Below are 22,492 nucleotides of genomic sequence, written 5' to 3'. Positions count from 1 at the left end.
CGCTTAACGCCCGATTTTTGGTTAGCAGATATGTCAGACAAACTTCTCCCCCTGCGCGAGCAGATCGACGCGATCGACGCGCAAATCCTGGAACTCCTGGGCCGCCGCGGCCATATCGCCCAGCAGGTCGGCCACGTGAAGGCCGAAACCAATGCCCCGGTATTCCGTCCCGAACGCGAAGCGCAGGTGCTGCGCGGCGTGGCCGAGCGTAACCCCGGTCCGCTGAAGGACCGCGACGTCCAGACCATCTTCCGCGAGATCATGTCCGCCTGCCGCGCGCTGGAAAAGCGCGTCACGGTGGCCTATCTCGGCCCGTCCGGCACCTTCAGCGAGCAGGCCGTGTTCCAGCAGTTCGGCACGGCCATCGAGACGCTGCCCTGCGTCTCGATCGACGAGGTGTTCCGCGCCACCGAGGCCGGCACCGCCGACTTCGGCGTGGTGCCGGTCGAGAATTCGTCGGAGGGCGCGATCAACCGCACCCTCGACCTGATGCTGGCCACCACCACCGTCATCAGCGGCGAGATCTCGATCCCGGTGCACCACAGCCTGATGAGCAAGACCGGCAGCATGGATGGCGTCACCGTGGTGTGCGCCCATTCGCAGGCGCTGGCCCAGTGCCAGGTGTGGCTCAACCTGCACCATCCCGGCATCGAGCGCCGCGCGGTGGCCTCGAATGCCGAAGCGGCGATCCTGGCCAGCCAGGACCCGACCGTGGCGGCCATCGCCAGCGAGATGGCGGGCGAGCAGTACCAGCTCGGCGTGGTGCAGGCCCACATCCAGGACGACCCGCACAACCGCACCCGCTTCGCCGTGATCGGCAGCCTGGAAACCGGCCCGTCCGGCCGCGACCATACCTCGATCGTGCTGGCCGTGCCGAACAAGGCGGGCGCCGTCTACAACCTGCTGGCGCCGCTGGCGAAGCACGACGTCTCGATGACGCGCTTCGAGTCGCGCCCGGCGCGCATCGGCACCTGGGAATATTACTTCTATGTCGATATCGAAGGCCATGTGCGCGACGCCGGTGTCGCCCGCGCCCTCGAGGAACTGAAGGACAATGCCGCCTTCTTCAAGGTGCTCGGTTCCTATCCCCAGAGCCTCTGATTTCCACTTTTATTGAGAACAAACATGTCGAAATTCGGTCCAGATTACGTCCGCGCCATCGCCCCTTACCAGGCCGGCAAACCCATCGCTGAAGTCGCCCGCGAGTTCGGCCTCGACGAAAGCAAGATCGTCAAGCTGGCGTCCAACGAGAACCCCTTCGGCGTCCCTGAATCGAGCCGTGCCGCGATGGCGCAGGCAGCCGCCGACCTCGGCCGCTACCCGGATGCCAACGGCTTCGAGCTGAAGGCCGCGCTCTCGGCGCGCTACGATGTCCCGGCCGACTGGATCACGCTGGGCAACGGCAGCAACGACATCCTGGAAATCGCCGCCCATGCTTTCGTGCAGAAGGGCGAATCGGTCGTGTACGCGCAGTACTCGTTCGCCGTGTACGCGCTGGCCACCCAGGGCGTGGGCGGACGCGCCATCGTGGTCCCAGCCGTGGACTACGGCCATGACCTGGATGCGATGGCTGCCGCTATTCAAAGCGACACCCGCCTGGTCTACGTCGCCAACCCGAACAACCCGACCGGCACCTTCATCCCGGCCGCCGAAATCGAAGCCTTCCTGCAGAAGGTCCCAAGCAACGTGGTCGTGGTGCTGGACGAGGCCTACAACGAATACCTGGCGCCAGAGCACCAGTTCGAATCGAGCGGCTGGGTGCGCAAGTACCCGAACCTGGTCGTCTCGCGCACCTTCTCCAAGGCCTACGGCCTGGCCGGCCTGCGCGTCGGCTTCGCGATCGCCCAGCCGGCCGTGACCGACCTGATGAACCGCATCCGCCAGCCCTTCAACGTCAATTCACTGGCGCAGGCCGCCGCAATCGCCGCGCTGAACGACAAGGACTTTCTGGAGAAGGGCGCGCGCAACAACGCCGAAGGCTACCGGCAGCTCACCGCAGCGTTCGATGCGCTGGGCCTGCAGTATGTGCCGTCGTTCGGCAACTTCGTGCTGGTGAGGGTGGGCGACGACGACCAGGCCGGCGCGCGCGTCAACCTGGCGCTGCTCCAGCAGGGCGTGATCGTGCGCCCGGTCGGCAACTACGGCCTGCACCAGTGGCTGCGCGTCTCGATCGGCCTGCCGGAAGAGAATGCCGCCTTCATCGCCGCGCTCACGAAAGTGCTCGGCCGATGATCGACCGGCTCGTCGTCGTCGGCGTCGGCCTGATCGGCGGCTCCTTCGCGCTGGCGCTCAAGGAGGCCGGCGCCGTACGCACCGTGGCAGGGCTGGGCCGTGAGCCGGAAGCGATGGCGCGTGCGCTGGCGCTGGGCATCGTCGACGAAATCTGCGCCACGCCCGAGCAAGCGATGCTGGGCGCCGACCTGGTGCTGCTGGCCGCGCCGGTCGGACAGACCGGGGCGATCCTCGCGTCGCTGCTGCCCTGGCTCGAGCCACAGACCGTCGTCACCGACGCCGGCAGCACCAAATGCGACGTGGTGGCAAGCGCGCGCATGGCGTTGGGCGAGCGCGTCAGGCAGTTCGTTCCCGGCCACCCGATCGCCGGCAGCGAATCCAACGGTCCGGATGCGGCGCGTGCGGCGCTTTACCGCGGCAAGAAGGCCGTGCTCACGCCGCTGCGGGAAAACGACCCGCTCGACATCGAACGCGTCGCGGACGCGTGGCGCCACTGCGGTGCGCTCATCCATACGCTGAGCCCCACGGACCACGACCGCGTATTCGCCGCCGTCAGCCACCTGCCGCACCTGCTGGCCTACGCGCTGGTGGACGACATCGCCGCCAAGCCGCACGCCAGCATGCTGTTCCAGTACGCCGCCAGCGGCTTTCGCGACTTCACCCGGATTGCCGGCTCCTCGCCCGAAATGTGGCGCGACATCAGCCTGGCCAACCGCGAGGCCTTGCTCACCGAGCTCGATGCATATCTGGCACAATTGACTTCATTGCGGGCGCGGCTCGCCGCCGCCGACGGACGCGGCCTCGAAACGGTATTCGCCAACGCGCAGCGTGCGCGGCGCGAATGGATCGAGGCCATCGAGGCCGGCTCGCCGCCACCTCCGCAGAACCAGGATACAGAATGACGCCGTCCAAACCGCATCAAAAACACTACCCGCAGCACATCGACCTCGAGCCCGTGATCCACGTCGAGGGCAGCGTGCGCCTGCCGGGCTCCAAGAGCATCTCGAACCGCACGCTGCTGCTGGCGGCACTGTCCGAGGGCACGACGACCATCCACGACCTGTTGGCCTCGGACGACACCATGGTGATGCTGGGCGCGCTGCGCTCCCTCGGCATCCAGTGGGATGAAGTCGACGAGCGTACCGTGGTCGTGCACGGCAAAGGCGGCGCCTTGCCGCAGCACGAGGCCGACCTGTTCATGGGGAATGCCGGCACCGCGATCCGTCCGCTGACGGCGGCGCTGGCCGTGATCGGCGGCGACTACACCCTGCACGGCGTGTCGCGCATGCACGAGCGCCCGATCGGCGACCTGGTCGACGCGCTGAACGAAGTCGGCGCCCAGATCGAGTACACGGGCGAGCCGGGCTTCCCGCCGCTGCGCATCCGCCGCGGCCACATCCACGCCAACCGGATCTCCGTGCGCGGCAACGTCTCGAGCCAGTTCCTGACCGCGCTCCTGATGGCGGCGCCGCTGATGGCGGTGAGCCATGCGGTGTCGATCGACGTGGTCGGCGAGCTGATTTCCAAGCCCTACATCGAGATCACCCTGAACCTGATGCGCCGCTTCGGCGTGACGGTCGAGCAGAACGGCTGGGCCTCGTTCACCGTGCACCCGGGCCAGCGCTATACCTCGCCGGGCAGCATCCACGTCGAGGGCGACGCGTCGTCGGCATCCTACTTCCTGGCGGCCGGTGCGATCGCCGGCGGGCCGGTGCGGGTGGAAGGCGTGGGCGAGAACAGCATCCAGGGCGATGTGCGCTTTGCCGACGCGCTCGAGCGGATGGGCGCCATCGTGACCCGCGGCGAGAACTGGATCGAGGCGCGCTCGAACGGCGTATTAAAAGCGATCGATGCCGACTTCAACCACATCCCGGACGCCGCCATGACCATCGCCGTGGCCGCGCTGTACGCGGACGGCCCCAGCACCCTGCGCAACATCGCCAGCTGGCGGGTCAAGGAGACCGACCGCCTGGCCGCGATGGCGACCGAACTGCGCAAGCTGGGCGCCGAGGTGGAGGAGGGCCCGGACTACATCCGCATTACCCCGCCGGAGCAGCTCAAGCCAGCCACCATCGACACCTACGACGACCACCGGATGGCGATGTGCTTCTCGCTTGCCTCGCTCGACGGCAAGGCGCGGCGCGGGAACGCCATGCGCATCAACGACCCGAAATGCGTGGCCAAGACCTTCCCGGAATATTTTGAAGCCTTTGCCGGTATCGCGAAGAACGAACTGTTTTAATTTTATGAGGCTCGGGCGGCATGGCCGCCCACACACACAACCATGCCGAACAATCCCATTCCCGTCATTGCCATCGATGGCCCGACCGCTTCCGGCAAAGGGACGGTGGCGGCCAAAGTCGCCGAGCGGCTCGGTTTCCACCTGCTCGACTCCGGCGCCCTGTACCGCCTGACCGCGCTGCAGGCGATCCGTCGCGGCCTCGAGTTGCGCGACGAGCATGGCGTCGCCAAGCTGGCGGAGCACTTGCCGGCCCGCTTCGTGGGCGGCGACATTTTTCTCAATAACGAGAACGTCACGGGTGCGATCCGCGCCGAGGAAGTAGGCAACATGGCGTCGAAGATCGCCGCGCTGCCGACGGTGCGCCAGGCCCTGTACGGCTTGCAGCTAGGCTTTCGCGAGACCCCCGGCCTGGTGGCCGACGGACGCGACATGGGCACCGTGATCTTTCCCGGCGCGAAATTAAAAGTTTTCTTGACCGCAAGCGTCGAGGCAAGGGCGCAACGCCGGTATAAGCAATTGATTGACAAAGGAATTTCTGCTAATATGGACGATCTCCTGTCGGATTTGACGGAGCGAGACGAGCGCGACACCAAGCGCGCGATCGCTCCCCTGGTCCCGGCAGCGGATGCGCACCTGCTCGATACCTCGAACATGACTGCTGCGGAAGCGGTCGAACAGGTGTTGGCGTGGTATGCGCATGCATGAGTTTCAGATGGTGGGAGTCGGGTGTTGTTTGCCTGAAAACCGCCATCGCATGACGACTCGTTAGCCCAAGAGTCGTCATTTCCGCGCTGGCGGTAACCCAAGTTCGTTGCGCACCGTTGGCTCGAGTCATCGCCGTGGTACGCACCCAAAATTGGGTCCCCGCCTTCGCGGGGACGACGTGCGAAGGCATGTTGTCCTTGTAGGTGCCTGCGAAAGCAATGTTGCCTTCGCAGGTGTGTTTCAACCTAACCCCAGTTCAGTCCGCACTATCGCCGGCCTGCTGGGCTCACTCGAGTATTAACCTTTATGTCTACTGCAACCAATCAAGATACCGGCATGGAAAGCTTCGCCGCCCTGTTCGAAGAATCGCTGTCGCGTCAAGACATGCGTTCGGGCGAAGTCATCTCGGCTGAAGTCGTGCGCCTGGATCACAACTTCGTGATCGTCAACGCCGGCCTGAAGTCGGAAGCCTTCATTCCGGTCGAAGAATTCAAGAATGACCAGGGCGAGCTGGAAGTCCAGATCGGCGACTTCGTCTCCGTGGCCATCGAATCGCTGGAAAACGGTTTCGGCGATACCATCCTGTCGCGCGACAAGGCCAAGCGCCTGGCATCGTGGCTGGCTCTGGAAAAAGCAATGGAATCGGGCGAGATCGTCACCGGTACCGTCAACGGTAAAGTCAAGGGCGGCCTGACCGTCCTGACCAACGGCATCCGCGCATTCCTGCCGGGTTCGCTGGTCGACACCCGTCCGGTCAAGGACACCACCCCGTTCGAAGGCAAGACCCTGGAATTCAAGGTCATCAAGCTGGACCGCAAGCGTAACAACGTCGTGCTGTCGCGCCGTGCCGTCATCGAAGCTTCGATGGGCGAAGAGCGCCAGAAGCTGATGGAAACCCTGAAAGAAGGCACCGTGGTGACCGGCGTCGTCAAGAACATCACCGACTACGGCGCGTTCGTGGATCTGGGTGGCATCGACGGCCTGCTGCACATCACCGACCTGGCATGGCGTCGTGTGCGTCACCCGTCGGAAGTCCTGTCGGTTGGCCAAGAGATCACCGCCAAGGTCCTCAAGTACGATCAGGAAAAGAACCGCGTCTCGCTGGGCGTCAAGCAGCTGGGCGACGATCCTTGGACCGGTCTGTCGCGTCGTTACCCGCAAGGCACCCGCCTGTTCGGTAAAGTCACGAACCTCACCGACTACGGCGCGTTCGTCGAAGTCGAGCAGGGTATCGAAGGCCTGGTCCACGTGTCGGAAATGGACTGGACCAACAAGAACGTGGCGCCGAACAAAGTTGTCCAGCTGGGCGACGAAGTGGAAGTCATGGTTCTGGAAATCGACGAAGAGCGTCGCCGTATTTCGCTGGGCATGAAGCAGTGCAAGGCGAACCCATGGGACGACTTCGGCATGACCCACAAGAAGGGCGACAAGGTCAAGGGTTCGATCAAGTCGATCACCGACTTCGGCGTGTTCATCGGCCTGCCGGGCAACATCGACGGCCTGGTGCACCTGTCGGACCTTTCCTGGACCGAAGCCGGCGAAGAAGCCGTGCGTCGCTTCAAGAAGGGCGACGAGCTGGAAGCCGTCGTGCTGGCAATCGACGTCGAGCGCGAGCGTGTCTCGCTGGGCGTGAAGCAGCTGGAAGGCGACCCGTTCAACAACTTCTCGTCGCTGAACGACAAGGGTACCCTGGTCACCGGCACCGTGAAATCGGTTGAGCCGAAGGGCGCCGTGATCGCGCTGAGCGAAGAAGTCGAAGGCTACCTGCGCGCTTCGGAAATCTCGCGTGACCGCGTGGAAGACGCCGGCACCCACCTGAAAGTGGGCGACAAGGTCGAAGCCCTGGTCATCAACATCGATCGCAAGGCTCGCAGCATCCAGCTGTCGATCAAGGCGAAAGACAATGTCGACACCCAGGAAGCAATGAGCAAGCTGGCCAACGACAACAGCGCTGCTTCGGGCACCACCAGCCTGGGTGCACTGCTGAAGGCCAAGTTCGACAACAAGAACTAAAGCTTCATTCCTGACCGGGAGCTAGCAGATGACCAAGTCCGAGCTGATCAACCGCCTGGCTGAGCGTTATTCTCAGCTGGTGGCGAAAGATGCGGAGTTCGCTGTCAAGACCATCCTCGATGCGATGACCAACGCCCTGGCGACCGGGCAACGCATCGAGATCCGCGGTTTCGGCAGCTTCGCGCTGAACAGCCGGCCCCCGCGCATCGGCCGCAACCCGAAGTCCGGCGACAAGGTGATGGTGCCCGAAAAACGGGTGCCGCACTTCAAGCCTGGCAAACAGTTGCGCGAGCGGGTGGACGCGATGGTGGGGCAACCCATTATCGAAGACTGAAGTCGACTGCCCCGGCAGAAAAAACGGCGTCCCCTCGGGGATGCCGTTTTTTTTCGCCGGCTCGGCTTTTGAAATATCATGTTGGATATGCGACACTTCGCCTTTGTTCACTCAACCAGCGGACTCTGCTGATGAAATTTGTTTCGACCATCGCCGGCATCATCCTGTTCGTCCTGTTCTTCGGCTTCGCCCTGAAGAACACCCAGGAAGTCGACCTGCATTTCTTCCTCAATTACGAATTGCGCGGTCCGCTCGTGCTGATGCTGCTGGCCTTCTTCATCGCCGGCGCCGCACTCGGCATCCTGGCCCTGACACCGACCGTGTTCCGCCAGCGCCGCCAGACCTCGCAGCACAAGAACACCATCCAGGCCCTGCAGAGCGCCGCCGGCACCGGCGTGGCGAACCTTCAGCCGCAGCCGGATGCCGTCAACCCGGCACCGAAAATGGCCCCATAAGCTTCCCTGGCGCCTTCACACAGAACAAGAACACATGGAATTCGACATCTGGATGCTGCTTGGCATCCCCTTCTTCTTCGGCCTGGGCTGGATCGCCGCCCGGGTCGACATTCGTGAACTGGTCTCCGAATCGCGCAGCCTCCCGCGCGGCTATTTCAAGGGCCTGAACCACCTGCTCAACGACCAGCCCGACAAAGCCATCGATTCCTTCATCGAGATCGTCAAGCTCGACCCCGAATCGGCCGACATGCACTTTGCCCTCGGCAACCTGTTTCGCCGCCGCGGCGAGACCGAACGCGCCATCCGCGTCCACCAGAACCTGCTGGCGCGCCCGGACCTGCCGAGCGAGCAGAAGGCCCACGCCGGGTACGAACTCGGCATGGACTACCTGAAAGCCGGCCTGCTCGACCGCGCCGAGGAAAGCTTCAACCTGCTCGTCGATACGCCGTTCGAGGTGCAGGCGCGCCGCGCGCTGCTCGAGATCTACCAGCGCGAAAAGGAATGGCGCCGCGCGATCGACGTCGCCGTTGGCCTGCAGGAATCCGGCGCCGGTGCGCGCCAGAAGGAAATCGCGCAGTTCTACTGCGAGCTGGCCCAGGATGCGCTGGTGCATCTGCAGCCGAGCGACGCCATGGCGCTGCTGGACAAGGCCTTGCTGGCCGACCGCTCCAGCGTGCGCGCCACCATTCTGATCGGCGACGCCCAGCTGGCCCAGGGCGACACCGAGGCGGCCCTGGCCACCTGGCGCCGGGTCGAGCACCAGAGCGTGCCGCACGTGGCCCTGGTGGCGGGACGCCTGATGGACGGCTACCGCAAGGTGGGCAGGCCGCAGGAGGGCGTCAACCTGCTGCGCGCCTACCTGGCGGAAGCGTCGTCCGTTGACCTGATCGAGGTGGTGTTCAAGGCCGTGATCGAACTCGACGGCGTGGAAGCTGCCAAACAGCTGGTGATCGAAGAGCTGCGCCGCAATCCGACGCTGCTCGGCCTGGACAAATTGCTGGAAGCGCGCCTGATGGACGCGCCGGCCCATGTCTGGGAAGAGCTGTCGATGGTGAAGAACCTGGTGCAGCGCTACACCCAGAAGCTGGCGCGCTACCAGTGCAGCCACTGCGGCTTCAAGGCGCGCCAGTTCTACTGGCAGTGCCCGGGCTGCAGCCGCTGGGAAACCTATCCGCCGCGCCGTACCGAAGAACTGAACGTGATGAACTGACGCAGCCTTGCCCATGACCGACACGACCCCAAGCCGCCTGCTGGCGGCAGACAGCTTCCGCCGCGACGCGGCCCCCGAACTCTCCAGCGTGCGCCTGCTCGTGGTAGGCGACGTCATGCTCGACCGCTACTGGTTCGGCGAGGTCTCGCGCATCTCGCCGGAAGCGCCGGTGCCGGTAGTACGCATCGAGCGCCGCGAAGAGCGCCTGGGCGGCGCCGCCAACGTGGCGCGCAACGCCGCCGCGCTCGGCGCGCACACGGGCCTGCTCGGCATCACCGGCCAGGACGAAGCGGGCGAGGAAGTCGAGAAGCTCCTGCGCGAAGCATCGATCCATAGCTACATGAAGCGCGACGATGCGATCTCCACCATCATCAAGCTGCGCGTCATCGGCCGCCAGCAGCAGATGGTGCGCATCGACTTCGAGGAAGCCCCGACCGAAACCGTGCTGCGCGACAAGCTCGACCAGTTCCGCGCGCTGCTGCCCAGTTACGACGTGGTGATCCTGTCCGACTACAACAAGGGCGCGCTGGTCAACGTGGCCGAGATGGTCAAGGAGGCGCGTGCCGCCGGCAAGATCGTGCTGGTGGACCCGAAGGGCGACGATTTCACCCCTTACCGCGGCGCCACCATCCTGACCCCGAACCGTTCCGAGCTGCAGCGCGTGGTCGGTAGCTGGAAGACCGAGGAGCAGCTGACCGCCAAGGCGCAGAACCTGCGTGCGGAACTGGGCTTGAGCGCCTTGCTGGTGACCCGTTCGGAAGAGGGCATGAGCCTGTATAGCGAGAACGAGGTGCTGCACGTCCACGCCGATGCGCGCGAGGTGTTCGACGTCTCGGGCGCCGGCGACACCGTGATCGCCACGCTGGCCGCCATGCTGGGCACCGGCGCAGCGCTGGACGAAGCCCTGGCCACCGCGAACCGCGCCGGCGGCATCGTGGTCGGCAAGCTGGGCACGGCCACTGTCACCCGGGAAGAACTTTTCCCCGGCTGAGTTCAGCTTGAGCTCGCTCAAGCCCGGCCCGTCAACGGCGGCCGGGCAGCTCCGTTAGTGCGTGGATGGGCGGCGTCGCTGTCCATCGACCGACAAACTACGGAGAACATTCAATGATTAGGAAACTGAGCAAGAAACTGGTATTCGCTGTTGCCGCACTGCTCGCTTCGACCGGGATCGCCTTTGCCCAGGTCGACGTCAACAAGGCCGATGCGGCCGCGCTCGACGGCGTCAAGGGCGTGGGCCCGAGCATGTCGAAGATGATCCTCGACGAGCGCGCCAAGGGCGAATTCAAGGACTGGGCCGACTTCCAGCAGCGCGTCAAAGGCGTCGGCGACAAAAAGGCGATGAAGCTGTCCGAGGCCGGACTGGTGGTGAACGGCAAGGCGATGGAGGCGGGCGCGGCCAAACCTGCCAAGGCGGAGAAGACCTCGGCCAAGGCTGACGCCAAAGCCACGCCGGCCGGGCAGAAAGCCGCAATGTAATCGCACCTGCCCGCGGCGACGCGGTCATGCCGTTCAGTAAAGCCTTGCGAAGACTGTTGCAGGGTGCGGTGCATGCGTCCGCCATCCGCGCGCATACCTGGACTGAGCGGCATGAACTCGGTATGCGATGCCTGGAACCTGTTTCGACAGGGAACGATCTGGTTCTTTGTCCTGGTATCCAGGCGTTCATTCGCAGACAAATCCGTCATATACAGGATTGAACCGCTCCCCATCCGGCGTTAATTGACAAATCTGAGCAATGACAGCACCCGTTGTGATATAGTAGTTGCAGTTAGGAAATACTTGTTATTTTCTTGTTAAGCTCCTCTGCGACACGCACATACACTCATGAAAACAAAGTCTCTCACCATCGGCGCGCGCCTGACTATCGGCTATGGCGCCGTGTTTTTGCTGATGATCGTCCTGACGGTCCTGGCGATCAGCCGGGTCGGCGACATCGACACGATCCTCAAGCACATCAACGACGTCAACAACGTCAAGCAGCGCTACGCGATCAATTTCCGCGGCAGCGTCCATGACCGCGCGATCGCGCTGCGCGACGTGGTGCTGGCGGCCCATCCGGCTGGCGCCGCGGCGCCGGTCAAGCTCATCGGCGTGCTGGACGAGAATTATGCGCGTTCGGCCGAGCCCATGGATAAGTTGTTCCAGACGCTGGACGACATCAAGCCGGCCGAAAAGGATGCGCTGGCTGCCATCAAGGAGCAGGAGCGCCGTACCAAGCCCCTGATCGAGCGCGTGGTGGCCTTGCATGCCGCGGGCCAGGTACAGGAGGCAACGGCCCTGCTGTCGCAGCAGGCCGCGCCTGCATTCGTCGACTGGCTGGCCAGCATCAATGTTTTCATCGATATGCAGGAACAACAGAACAATGAAGAAGCGGCCGGCGCCCGCACGATGGCGTCGGGCTTCTTCGCCTGGATGGCCCTGCTGTGCCTGGGTGCGATTTCCGTTGGCGCAGCGGGAGCGTGGATCATCACGCGCGGCCTGCTGCGCCAGCTCGGCGGCCAGCCGGATTATGCCGCGTCGATCGTCGGCGCCATCGCTGCGGGCGACCTGGGTGTCAAGATCGAGACCGCGCCGGGCGATCGCAGCAGCCTGCTGTTCGCCATGAAGGGCATGCGCGACAGTCTCGTCTCTATCGTCACGCAAGTGCGCAATGGCACGCTGAGCATGGCGAGCGTCTCCACCGAGATTGCGAACGGCAACCGCGACCTGTCACAGCGCACCGAACGCCAGTCCGGGACGCTGGACGCCACCACCGCCTCGGTCGAGCAGCTGACCGTGACCGTGCGCCAGAACGCCGACAGTGCCCGCCAGGCGAACGCGCTGGCCGAATCGGCATCGGAGGTGGCCCTGCGCGGCGGCGCCGTGGTGTCCCAGGTGGTCGAGACGATGGCGTCCATCAACGATTCTTCGAAGAAGATTGTCGATATTATCGGCGTCATCGACGGTATCGCATTCCAGACCAATATCCTGGCACTGAATGCGGCGGTGGAAGCGGCACGCGCGGGGGAGCAGGGCCGCGGCTTTGCCGTCGTGGCGACCGAAGTGCGTAGCCTGGCACAGCGCTCGGCGGCCGCAGCCCAGGAGATCAAGGGGCTGATCGGCAGCTCGGTCGAGCGCGTCGATGCCGGTGCGCGCCTGGTGGACGAGGCTGGTAGCACGATGAACGACATCGTGGACTCGGTACGCCGCGTCACCGACATCATGGCCGAGATCACCCGCGCCAGCGCCGAGCAGAGCGCCGGTATCGGCCAGGTCAACGATGCCATCGGCCAGATGGACGAGGCCACCCGCCAGAACGCGGCCCTGGTGCAGCAGGCAACGGCGGCAGCGGCTTCACTCGAAGACGAGGCGGAGCGCCTGGCGCAGGTCGTGGGCGTGTTCCGACTGGAGACTGCGGCCGAGGGCCTGCACCCGCGGCCAGCGCGGCTGGCCATCGCCGCCGGCTGACTTGCACGGTGTATTGACTGACACCAAGCAATCCGCATGAGAAGATGTGCATGTCATCTGCACTTCATCTTCCAGAAAGGTTCTCATGCCTCACGCCCGCATCTCTTCGTCCCTGCTGGCCGCACTGCTCGCCATTACCACTGGCGCTGCATGGGCACGGCCTGCAGCGGCCGCCACCCCGGCCCCTGCAGCCCCGGCCGCGCCCGACTTCAAGCGCCAGCAGCCGCAAATCAACAAGATCCTGGCTGACATCTCGCCCAAGCGCATGGAAGGCTATGTCGCCAAGCTGGTCAGCTTCGGCACCCGCCACACGATGTCGGAAACCGAATCGGAGACGCGCGGCATCGGCGCCGCACGCCGCTGGATCAAGAGCGAACTGGAACGCTGCGGCGCGGGCACCGGCCTGCAGGTCGCCTTCGACAGCCATATCGCTCCGGTCTCCGCGCGCATTTCGCGCCCGACCGAGATCGTCAACGTGGTCGCCACGCTGCCGGGCACCCAGGCAGCCTCGAAGGACCGCATCTACGTGGTCAGCGGCCACTACGATTCGCGCGTCAGCGACGTGATGAACTACACCGCCGACGCGCCGGGCGCCAACGACGACGCCTCCGGCACCGCCGCCACCATGGAACTGGCCTGCGTGATGGCCAAGCACAAGTTCGACGCCACCATCGTCTTCATGGCGGTGGCCGCCGAAGAGCAGGGCCTGCTGGGCGCGCGCCACTGGGCCACCCAGGCGCGCCAGAAGAACCTGAACATCGCCGGCATGTACACCAACGACATCATCGGCAGCTCGCGCGCCGACAATGGCAAGGTGGATAACAAGCAGGTGCGCCTGTTCTCGCAGAGCATTCCGGCCACCAAGGAAATGAGCGAGTCCGTGCGCCAGCTGGTGGCCACCGGCGGCGACAGCGATTCGCTCTCGCGCCAGCTGGCCCGCCATACCAAGGAGCAGGGCGAGCGCTACGTGAAGGGCTTCAAGGTCTCGGTCATCCACCGCGCCGACCGCTACCTGCGCGGCGGCGACCACATGCCCTTCCTGGAGCAGGGCTACGCCGCGCTGCGCTTCACCGAGCCGGCCGAGGACTTCGCGCACCAGCACCAGGACCTGCGTACCGAAAATGGCAAGGTATACGGCGACCTGATCGAGTTCAATGATTACGACTACATCGCCAAGGTGACCAAGGTGAACGCGGCGGCCCTGGCCTCGCTGGCGCTGGCGCCGGCCGCGCCGCAGGAGGTCAAGCTGCGCACCGACAAGCTGACCAACGATTCGACCCTGGTGTGGCAGGCCAATCCCGAGCCGGACCTCGCGGGTTACCGCATCGTCTGGCGCGAGACCACCGCCTCCGACTGGCAGGGGTCCAAGTGGGTCGGCAACGTCACCGAAGCGACGGTCGACCTGTCGAAGGACAATGTGTTCTTCGGTGTGCAGGCAGTCGACAAGGATGGCAACGTCAGCGTCGCCACCTATCCGCTGCCGAAGCGCTGATGTTGTAGGGTGGTGCGGCTGCACCGCATGTGTCGATTCATCGGGGACGTCAACGACGCCCACGCGTTCAAGCGCGATTCGAGCAGCCCTTGCGACTGACCAGGAAGAAGTTGAACGCGTGGGCGGCGCACACGACACGGTCGGATCATGACGCGCAGTAGAGCCGCGCCACCCTACGGTTCCCGGTCCGCCCAATACGCCACCTTGCTGTCCGGATTAGAATAGCGGTTTAGGAAATCGCGAGAGAGCAAGGAATGGCTTACAAGACCATCGAAGATACGATCGGCAACACCCCGCTGGTGCAGCTGGTGCGCCTGCCAGGTAGCGATGCCGCCGCGCGCAACAACATCATCCTCGGCAAGCTTGAAGGCAATAACCCGGCTGGGTCGGTGAAAGACCGCGCCGCCATGTCGATGCTGCGCGGCGCCGAGCAGCGCGGCCAGATCAAGCCGGGCGACACCCTGATCGAAGCCACCAGCGGCAACACCGGCATCGCGCTGGCGATGGCGGCCGCCATCCGCGGCTACAAGATGCTGCTCCTGATGCCCGACAACCTGTCGATCGAGCGCCGCCAGAGCATGGCGGCCTACGGCGCCAGGATCATCCTCACACCCAAGTCGGGCGGCATGGAATACGCGCGCGACATGGCCGAACAAATGCAGAAGAACGGCGAGGGCATCATCCTCGACCAGTTCGGCAACCAGGACAACCCGCGCGCCCACTATGACAGCACCGGCCCGGAAATCTGGCGCGACACCGAAGGCCGCGTGACGCACTTCGTCAGCGCCATGGGCACCACCGGCACCATCATGGGCGTGTCGCGCTACCTGAAGGAACAGAACCCGGCGGTGCGCATCATCGGCGCCCAGCCGGAAGAAGGTTCGTCGATCCCGGGCATCCGCAAGTGGCCGGAAGCCTACCTGCCGACGATCTACGACAAGGCGCGCGTGGACCAGGTCGAGTCGGTGGGCCAGGCCGCAGCCGAACAGATGGCGCGCCGACTGGCGACCGAAGAGGGCATCTTCTGCGGCATCTCGGCGGCGGGCGCCTGCGAAGTGGCGCTGCGCGTCTCGCAGACCGTGGAGAACGCGACCATCGTATTCGTGGTCTGCGACCGCGGTGACCGCTATCTCTCCACCGGCGTGTTCCCGGCTTAAAGGTCTGGCACCAATGAAAAAGCCATCCTGACGGATGGCTTTTTATTTGCTGCAACTCTATGGGCGCGCCGGTCAGCGACGCCCATGCAGCGTTCAGCATCCGCCCTGAGGGCAGACCGGAGCACGCGGCCCCGCGGCATCACGCCTCTTTCGGCGCGCCTTCTTTTGGCTTGAACTGCTTGTCGCTGATGCGGAACTTGGCGCGGCGGTCGCCCATGAGGTAGCGCAGGTCGCGGATCGACAGGTCGCTGACTTCATGCATGCGGATCAGCAGCGAAGCGCCGACCGGCAGGCGGTGATGGCGGATCTTCGAGATCACCGGCGGTGCGACTTCCAGCGCGCGCGACAGGGCCGCATCGTTTTTCAGGCGCAGGTTTTCGATCAGGGTGTCGAGCAGGCGGTTCGGGTTGTACTGCAGGAGCTCATCGGACTCCGAATCGCTATTCATATCAATGCCGACTTGGTTTGTCATGATTCAATATCCTATTTTGGGTTGGACGGAGCCCCATGCGGCGCTCGGCTCCAGGCTTCATTATTTCGTAATTTTCTATTCAATTGTACAACTAATTTCTAATCTGATACTCAATAGCAATAAAAATCAGACGAAGTTATTCAGAATTGTTGTCTCATCGCAACAATAGCTGCAATGCAATTCTCTCATAAAGTCACGGAAATAATAATTGTTTTTTAATTAATCACTAGTGTAGTGGCTAACGGGATTTGATGCAGCACGGTATGAAAAATACTGTCAGATCACTAAGAAAAGCGGGGGTATGACGCGAGGAGGGATGTTTCTGCGGAGAATCTGCAGGAACGAGGTGCATACCCCCAGGGAGTATGAGGACGGGAAGACGGGAAATCAGGCGTGGAAAGGCGGGAGCCCAGTTACAAACTGATACAAAGTTTCCCGCCGAGCAACGCTCAGCCGCCGCGTGAAGCGCGCACGGCGCGGCCCAGATCAAGGACCGACATGGCATAGAAATAACTACGGTTGTACTTGGTGATGGCAAAGAAGTTATCGTTCGCCGCCCAGTACTCGGTCGCTTCGGCGCCGTTCTGCAGATCGACCAGGCCGTACAGGCGCTCGGCGGGCAGGGCGGATGCGGTGACGACGCCGGCCGCGCGCAGCTCTTCCGGACGCAGGGTCGCCTGCAGGCCGCGCTCGAGCAGCGGCTCCCAGGCGTGGTTCGGCGACACGTCGGCCTGGTAGACCGGGCTGTCGCGGTATTCCGGCTTCCAGCCGTGCTGGATCAGGAAGTTGGCCACGCTGCCGATCGCGTCTTCCGGCGACTCGCGCAGGTCGATCTGGCCGTCGCCATTGAAGTCCACGCCGAACTTCAGGATACTGCCCGGCATGAACTGCGGCATCCCGACCGCGCCGGCAAAGGAGCCCAGCAGCGAGAACGGCTCGAGCTTGTGCTCGCGCGCGAAGATCAGGGTATTCGACAGCTCGCTGCGGAAGAAGGCCATGCGGCTGGCGCGGTTCGGCGTTTCCGGATAGGCGAAAGCGAGCGTGGCAAGGGTGTCGAGCACGCGGAACTTGCCGGTGTCGCGGCCATAGATGGTCTCGACGCCGATGATGCCGACGATGATTTCGGCCGGCACCCCATAGGCCGCCTCGGCGCGCGCCAGCGTTTCGGCGTGCTCGTTCCAGAAGCGCACGCCGGCCGCGATCCGGATCGGCTCGATGAAGCGGTCACGATAGGCTTGCCAATTCTTCGGCTTGCCCGGCGGCGCCGGCTTGACCAGCCGCACCGCCGAATCGATGAAGCGCGCCTGGCCGAACAGCGATTCCAGGTAGCTGCGCTCGAAGCCGTGCTGATTGGCCATCTCGTCGATGAACTCGCGCACCGCCTGCCATTCGAGGAAGTTGTGGTGCTCGCCGTCATAGTCGATCGCGGCCGCCGCGGGGACGGCCTTCAATACTTTGCTCGAGCGGATCGAGACGCGCTTGCCGGCCTTGCCGGCTGCCTTGGCTTTTTTCGGCTTGGCTTTCGCTTTCGCTTTCGCTTTGGCCTTGGCGGAGGCGGTGCGGACTTGCGGGTCTTTTGCGCTGACTGCGGCCTGGCCGGTGGGGGCAAAGGCGATTGCCAGTGCGGCAAACAGGGGAACGATCGATTTCATCTGACTTGCGACAGTAGTCTTTTCAAGGTAGCGGCCAGCTGCCGGGGACGCAATGGACCCGGTCCGGGCTGGGGCGGCGCATAGCGCCAGGCGCTATAGCGGCGCAAGAATTCGGCGGCGGCGTCAAGGGAGGGCGGCGCCAGCTGCCGCGTGGCCGCGATCCGGGCCGCATAGGCGCTGGGCCCTTCGTCCGCTGCACGTGCCAGGCTTGGGTGGAGATGGGCGAGGCGCTTGCATAGGGAGGAGTATACCCCCTCGATCGGATCTGTCTCCTTACGCAGATATAAAATTCTGCCCAGAAGCAACACTCCGGCGCCCAGCATGATCAAACCGGCAACGCGCCAGCTGGCCAGGTTCGCACCCAGGCTTTGCAGGAAGCCGCGCTGGCGTTCCGGCGTGTAGTTGAGTACCCACTGGTTCCAGCCGTTGTTGACGGCCCCGAGCGCGTTGCGCAGGCGGGCCACCAGCGAGTCGCCGCCGCCGAACATCGACAGGCCGCGCAGGGCGTCGATGCCGAACGGCGCCGGCGGCTCGACCGCGGCCGCGAGGTTGCGGTTCACCCGTTCCGGCGCCACGGCGGCGGTCGGGTCCACCCGCACCCAGCCGCGCCCGCGCAGCCAGACCTCGGCCCAGGCATGGGCGTCGGACTGGCGCACCGTGACGTAGCCGTCGATCGGGTTCAGTTCGCCGCCCTGGTAGCCGGTGACCACGCGCGCCGGGATGCCGGCCGCGCGCATCAGGAACACGAAGGCGCCGGAATAGTGCTCGCAGAAGCCGGCCCGGGTCCCGTACAAAAACTCGTCCACCGAATGGCGGCCCAGCAGCGGCGGCTCCAGCGTGTAGCTGTAGGGCTGCTCGCGGAAGCGCCGCAGCACCTGCTCGATGCGGCGCGCCGGCACCGGCTCCTTGCGCAATGCCAGCCCGGCGGCCAGCGCCTGCGGGTTATAGCCGTAGGGGAGCAGCAGCCACTGGTTTGGATCGTCGAGCGCCTCGCGTCCGTCGAGGGCGTAGTCCGGATAGGAGATCATCGGGTAGCGCACCCGCCCGGCCAACGGGCGGTCGGTAGCCAGCTCTAGCTGGTGCGATACCTGCACCGCGTAGCCCGGCACTTCCGGCATGTGGCCGGCCATCTCGAGCGTGAACAGCCAGGTCGTGTCCGACGGCTCCAGCGTCACCTCGTAGCGCTGCGCCTGTCCGCGTACCCGCAGCGAGGTGCCGGAGCGGGTCGCGATCGAACCGCCGCGGGTCCAGGCAGTGCCGTCGAAAGCATCCAGCACCAGGCCGCGCCAGTACAGCTGGGCCTTGGGCGGCACCGGCCCTTCGAAGCGCACCAGGAAGGCCGGCTCATTCGACATGGCGAGGTTCGACATCTGTCCCGGCGCCATGCGGTCCGACAGGCCCGACTTGCCGCCGCCGCCGCCGGCCCCGCCCGGCATGCCCCACAGCGGGCCGCCCAGGCGCGGGAACACGAAGAACAGCACCACCGCGATCGGCGCCGCGAACAGCAGCATCCTGGCCCCCATCGCCAGGCGCGTTCCCAGCTTCGGCACGGCGCCGGTGAACTGGAACGAGAGCTGGGTGGTGAGCAGGGCCAGCACCGCGGCCACCATCAGCAGCGCGCTGCCGATGCCGTGGGCGTAGAAGAAGTTGGTCAGCACCAGGAAGAAGCACAGGAAGATCACCACGTACAGGTCGCGGCGGGCGTGCATCTCGAGCATCTTGAAGGCGACCAGCAGGACCAGCATGGCGACGCCGGCGTCGCGCCCGAGCAGGGTCTTGTAGCTGAACTGGATGCCGGCCATCGCCGCGACCGCGATCGGCAGCAGCAGCAGGGCCGGGGGCATGCGCTTGCCGCGCAGCGTGATCGCGCCGCGCCAGGCCAGCGTGGCCGCGCACAGCAGCGACACCCACAGCGGCAGGTGCGCCGTGTGCGGCGCCAGCACCAGCACCGCGCTGCCCAGCAGCAGCAGGGTGTCGGCTTTGTCCCTCGGCAGGGACTCCCGTGGCAGCGCGTCCAGGACCTTCATCCCGCCTCCTGCATGCCGTACAGCGCCAGCGCGCGCAGGCAGGCCGCCTGGTGGGCGGCGCCATTGCCGGCGTCGTAGTGGATGGCGCCCAGCCGGAAGGCGTAGGGCAGGGCGCGCTGTTCGGCATCGAGCACCCAGCGCGTCATGCGCGACAGGCGCAGCTCGAGGTCGAGCTGGACCGGCAGGAGTGCGAAGTCGAGCACCAGCTCGTCGCCTACGCCGCCTTCGAAATGCTTGGTGACGAGCTGGCCGCCGAGCGCCGGATCGAGCCGCGCGATCTGGCGCCAGGCCAACTGGCGTAGCGAATCGCCGGCCTGGTAATTGCGCACGCCGGCGAAGTCGTCGTGGCCTCCGGCGCGGCCGCTGCCCAGCGCATTGCCGCTCACGGGCAGCGGCGGCGCGCCTTCTTCCGGGCGCGGATAGACCAGCGCACGGGCCGCGGGACGCCAGTAGCTCCAGGCGCGGAACAGGCCGAGCGGGAAGCGGGTGGACAGCACCACCCGCGCCGGCTGCAGCCAGCCGCGCGCGAGGGTCGCCACGCCCAGCTGCACGGCGGCGCTGCCGTGGGCGGCGATGTCGGTGACGTGGCGCGGCTCGGCCTTGTTGGCGGCATCCGAAAAATCGATCCACACGCCATAGCGCGCCAGCCCGGTGCGGTTGGCGATGTGCAGTGTGAACTGCGCTTCCTGGCCGGCGAAGACGCTGGGCACCCGGCCCTGCTGCAAGGCCAGGTGGGCCAGGTTACGGTAGGTGAAGACCATGTCGACCAGCGCGCAGGACAGCGCCAGGAAGGTCAGGGCGAAGCCCAGGCCCAGCGTGTAGTTGATGGAGCCGATCAGGAGCACCAGCAGCAGCACGGCGAAACCGATGCCGGCGCGGGTGGGCAGGATGAACACGCGGCGCTGGCTCAGCACCACTTCGCCGGCATCCAGGGTGCCGCGGCGCGGCAGCCACTTGCCGGTACTGCGCCTGAGCCAGCCGCGCACGCCGCCTGCCGCTCCTGCCATTTCCGCCATCTAGACCGGCACCGATTTCTGCAGTTGCAACACGAGGTCGCGGCTGGCCAGCGCCATGCCTTGCGCCGACCGCAAAGGGCGCAGGCGGTGCGCGCAGACCGGCACCAGCACGGCCTGGATGTCCTCGGGGATCACGTGGTCGCGTCCTTCGAGGGCCGCCCAGGCGCGGCCGGCCTGCAGCAGTGCGATCGCGGCGCGCGGCGACAGGCCCTCGGCGAACAGGCCGTTCTGGCGCGAGGCCTGGGCCAGCGCCTGCACGTAGGTCACCAGGGCAGGCGAGGCGTGGATCTCTTTCAGCGCGCGCTGGGCCTGGGCCAGCTGCTCGGGCTGCATCGCCGGCTGCAAGCCGCGCAGCATGGCGCGGCGGTCTTCGCCCAGCAGCAGCGCGCGCTCGGCGGCGGCATCCGGATAGCCCAGCGTCAGGCACATCAGGAAGCGGTCGAGCTGGGATTCGGGCAGCGGGAAGGTGCCGACCTGGTTGGCCGGGTTCTGGGTGGCGATCACGAAGAAGGGCTCGGGCAGGGCGCGGGTGACGCCGTCGGCGCTGACCTGGCGCTCTTCCATGGCTTCGAGCAGCCCGGACTGGGTCTTGGGCGTGGCGCGGTTGATCTCGTCGGCCAGCAGCACCTGGGTGAAGATCGGGCCGGGGTGGAACACGAAACCGCCCCCGCCCCCGCCCGCTGCGCGCTCGTACACCGAGATGCCGGCCACGTCGGCCGGCAGCAGGTCGCTGGTGAACTGCACCCGGTTGAACTTCAGACCGAGCGAGATCGCCAGCGCATGCGCCAGCGTGGTCTTGCCGACGCCGGGCAGGTCTTCGAGCAGCAGGTGGCCGCCCGCCAGCAGGCAGGTCAGGGCCAGGCGGACCTGCTGTTCCTTGCCGACCACGACCTGGCTGACCTGGCGTGCGGCGGCATGTAGTTGATTGAACATGGTTGGATTCCGGTGAACGGTTCGGAGCGAGGCGGGGTGCTCCCATGGTAGATTAGTGCCATTGGCAACCTTGATACACCCTCGGCAACAAGCCTTTGCACCGATTCTATGCGAGAACGGCCGCAAAGGTGTGCCATGGATGAGCATCCCCACGATGAGCACAGCAATCTACAGCCACCCCGACTGCCTGCGACACGAGATGGGCGACTGGCATCCCGAATCGCCGTCCCGGCTGCAGGCAATCGACGACCAGCTGATCCTGGCGCGCCTCGACGGCCTGCTCGAGCAGCGCAGCGCGCCACTGGCCGACCTGGCCGACATCCTGCGCAACCACACACCGGGCGCGCTGGCGCTGGTGCGCGACCATGTGCCGGCCGCGGGCGACTACTACCCGCTCGACGGTGATACCATCCTCTGCCATGACAGCTACCGGGCGGCGCTGCGCGCGGCCGGCGCGGCGGTGGCGGCGACCGACGCCGTGATCGCGGGCGAGGTGGATAACGCGTTCTGCTCGGTACGCCCGCCCGGCCACCATGCGACGCCAGGCACGCCGATGGGTTTTTGTTTTTTCAATAACGTCGCGATCGCGGCGCGCCGTGCGATGGAGGTGCACGGGCTGGAGCGCATCGCCATCGTCGACTTCGACGTCCACCACGGCAACGGCACCGCCGACTCCTTCCGCCACGACCCGCGGGTACTGATGGCGGGCCTGTTCCAGCATCCGTTCTATCCCTACTGCGACCCGGAGCCGGTCACGGCCACCAACGTCAACCTGCCGGTGCCGGCCATGGCCGACGGCGAGACCGTGCGCAAGCTGGTGCAGGAGTACTGGCTGCCTGCGCTGCACGCGCACAAGCCGCAGATGATCTTCGTGTCGGCCGGCTTCGACGGCCACCGCGAGGACGACATGGGCGGCATCGGCCTGGTGGAGGCCGACTATGCGTGGATCACGCGCCAGCTGATGGCGGTCGCGCGCCTGTATGCGCAGGGGCGCATCGTCAGCTGCCTCGAGGGTGGCTATGCATTGTCGGCCCTCGGGCGCAGCGTGGCGGCGCACCTGAAAGTGCTCGCAGAGCTCGAGTAGCACGCCGGCACGCTGCGGAAC

Annotated in this window: 20 protein-coding genes; 15 read left to right on the top strand and 5 right to left on the bottom strand. The window is 65.5% G+C overall.

Features of this window, described 5'->3' with window-relative positions; translation table 11 throughout:
• The first annotated feature begins 30 nt into the window (after positions 1-30).
• From pheA to cysM, 14 genes are all read left to right on the top strand, one after another.
• Entirely contained in the window at positions 31-1,101 is a 1,071-nt protein-coding gene (gene pheA / locus AC56LU_RS16015; protein WP_497176607.1) for a prephenate dehydratase, read from the top strand.
• Positions 1,102-1,125: 24 nt separating this feature from the next.
• Positions 1,126-2,232, top strand: a complete 1,107-nt coding sequence (gene hisC, locus AC56LU_RS16010) for a histidinol-phosphate transaminase (protein ID WP_497176606.1) — start codon at positions 1,126-1,128, stop codon at positions 2,230-2,232.
• Positions 2,229-3,134, top strand: coding sequence for a prephenate dehydrogenase (locus AC56LU_RS16005; RefSeq protein ID WP_497176605.1), 906 nt, complete (start codon positions 2,229-2,231; stop codon positions 3,132-3,134). Before hisC ends, AC56LU_RS16005 begins: the two co-directional genes overlap by 4 nt.
• Entirely contained in the window at positions 3,131-4,474 is a 1,344-nt protein-coding gene (gene aroA / locus AC56LU_RS16000) for a 3-phosphoshikimate 1-carboxyvinyltransferase (RefSeq protein WP_497176604.1), read from the top strand. Before AC56LU_RS16005 ends, aroA begins: the two co-directional genes overlap by 4 nt.
• A gap of 42 nt (positions 4,475-4,516) precedes the next feature.
• Positions 4,517-5,179: a (d)CMP kinase gene (cmk, locus tag AC56LU_RS15995; protein ID WP_497176603.1), complete on the top strand. Its 663-nt coding sequence runs from the start codon at positions 4,517-4,519 to the stop codon at positions 5,177-5,179.
• A gap of 306 nt (positions 5,180-5,485) precedes the next feature.
• Entirely contained in the window at positions 5,486-7,192 is a 1,707-nt protein-coding gene (gene rpsA / locus AC56LU_RS15990; RefSeq protein WP_497176602.1) for a 30S ribosomal protein S1, read from the top strand.
• Between the two features lie 28 nt (positions 7,193-7,220).
• Positions 7,221-7,526 carry an integration host factor subunit beta gene (locus tag AC56LU_RS15985; protein WP_027864826.1) on the top strand — a complete coding sequence of 102 codons (306 nt, stop codon included), beginning with the start codon at positions 7,221-7,223 and terminating at the stop codon, positions 7,524-7,526.
• Positions 7,527-7,657: 131 nt separating this feature from the next.
• Positions 7,658-7,981 carry a LapA family protein gene (locus tag AC56LU_RS15980; RefSeq protein ID WP_497176601.1) on the top strand — a complete coding sequence of 108 codons (324 nt, stop codon included), beginning with the start codon at positions 7,658-7,660 and terminating at the stop codon, positions 7,979-7,981.
• A gap of 34 nt (positions 7,982-8,015) precedes the next feature.
• The gene (gene lapB / locus AC56LU_RS15975; protein WP_497176600.1) at positions 8,016-9,191 is read left to right on the top strand and encodes a lipopolysaccharide assembly protein LapB; all 1,176 of its coding nucleotides are present in this window, start codon (positions 8,016-8,018) and stop codon (positions 9,189-9,191) included.
• Between the two features lie 13 nt (positions 9,192-9,204).
• Positions 9,205-10,182, top strand: a complete 978-nt coding sequence (gene rfaE1, locus AC56LU_RS15970) for a D-glycero-beta-D-manno-heptose-7-phosphate kinase (RefSeq protein ID WP_497176599.1) — start codon at positions 9,205-9,207, stop codon at positions 10,180-10,182.
• Positions 10,183-10,295: 113 nt separating this feature from the next.
• A complete protein-coding gene (locus tag AC56LU_RS15965) occupies positions 10,296-10,667 on the top strand; it encodes a ComEA family DNA-binding protein (RefSeq protein WP_497176598.1) in 372 nt (123 codons plus the stop codon).
• Positions 10,668-11,015: 348 nt separating this feature from the next.
• Positions 11,016-12,638 (top strand): methyl-accepting chemotaxis protein, encoded by a 1,623-nt coding sequence (locus AC56LU_RS15960; RefSeq protein WP_497176597.1) that lies wholly within the window; start codon positions 11,016-11,018, stop codon positions 12,636-12,638.
• Positions 12,639-12,723: 85 nt separating this feature from the next.
• Positions 12,724-14,130, top strand: coding sequence for a M20/M25/M40 family metallo-hydrolase (locus AC56LU_RS15955; RefSeq protein ID WP_497176596.1), 1,407 nt, complete (start codon positions 12,724-12,726; stop codon positions 14,128-14,130).
• Positions 14,131-14,384: 254 nt separating this feature from the next.
• Positions 14,385-15,287 (top strand): cysteine synthase CysM, encoded by a 903-nt coding sequence (cysM, locus tag AC56LU_RS15950; protein ID WP_497176595.1) that lies wholly within the window; start codon positions 14,385-14,387, stop codon positions 15,285-15,287.
• Between the two features lie 139 nt (positions 15,288-15,426).
• On the opposite strand, the gene AC56LU_RS15945 is transcribed toward cysM, so the two are convergent.
• The 5 genes from AC56LU_RS15945 to AC56LU_RS15925 form a co-directional block, all read right to left on the bottom strand.
• Positions 15,427-15,759, bottom strand: a complete 333-nt coding sequence (locus AC56LU_RS15945; RefSeq protein ID WP_027864819.1) for a hypothetical protein — start codon at positions 15,757-15,759, stop codon at positions 15,427-15,429.
• 449 nt (positions 15,760-16,208) lie between these two features.
• Entirely contained in the window at positions 16,209-17,411 is a 1,203-nt protein-coding gene (gene mltB / locus AC56LU_RS15940; RefSeq protein WP_497176594.1) for a lytic murein transglycosylase B, read from the bottom strand.
• Positions 17,408-19,438: a transglutaminase TgpA family protein gene (locus AC56LU_RS15935; protein ID WP_497176593.1), complete on the bottom strand. Its 2,031-nt coding sequence runs from the start codon at positions 19,436-19,438 to the stop codon at positions 17,408-17,410. Before AC56LU_RS15935 ends, mltB begins: the two co-directional genes overlap by 4 nt.
• Positions 19,435-20,445 carry a DUF58 domain-containing protein gene (locus AC56LU_RS15930; RefSeq protein ID WP_497176592.1) on the bottom strand — a complete coding sequence of 337 codons (1,011 nt, stop codon included), beginning with the start codon at positions 20,443-20,445 and terminating at the stop codon, positions 19,435-19,437. Before AC56LU_RS15930 ends, AC56LU_RS15935 begins: the two co-directional genes overlap by 4 nt.
• A gap of 9 nt (positions 20,446-20,454) precedes the next feature.
• On the bottom strand, positions 20,455-21,387 hold the full coding sequence (locus AC56LU_RS15925) for an AAA family ATPase (protein WP_497176591.1): 933 nt from the start codon (positions 21,385-21,387) through the stop codon (positions 20,455-20,457).
• Between the two features lie 154 nt (positions 21,388-21,541).
• Between AC56LU_RS15925 and AC56LU_RS15920 the strand changes: the two genes are divergently transcribed.
• Positions 21,542-22,471: a histone deacetylase family protein gene (locus tag AC56LU_RS15920; protein ID WP_497176590.1), complete on the top strand. Its 930-nt coding sequence runs from the start codon at positions 21,542-21,544 to the stop codon at positions 22,469-22,471.
• The last annotated feature ends 21 nt before the right edge of the window (positions 22,472-22,492 follow it).

The organism is Telluria sp. PB2R4 (assembly GCF_059685695.1).
This window is presented reverse-complemented; position numbering and strand designations above follow the sequence as displayed.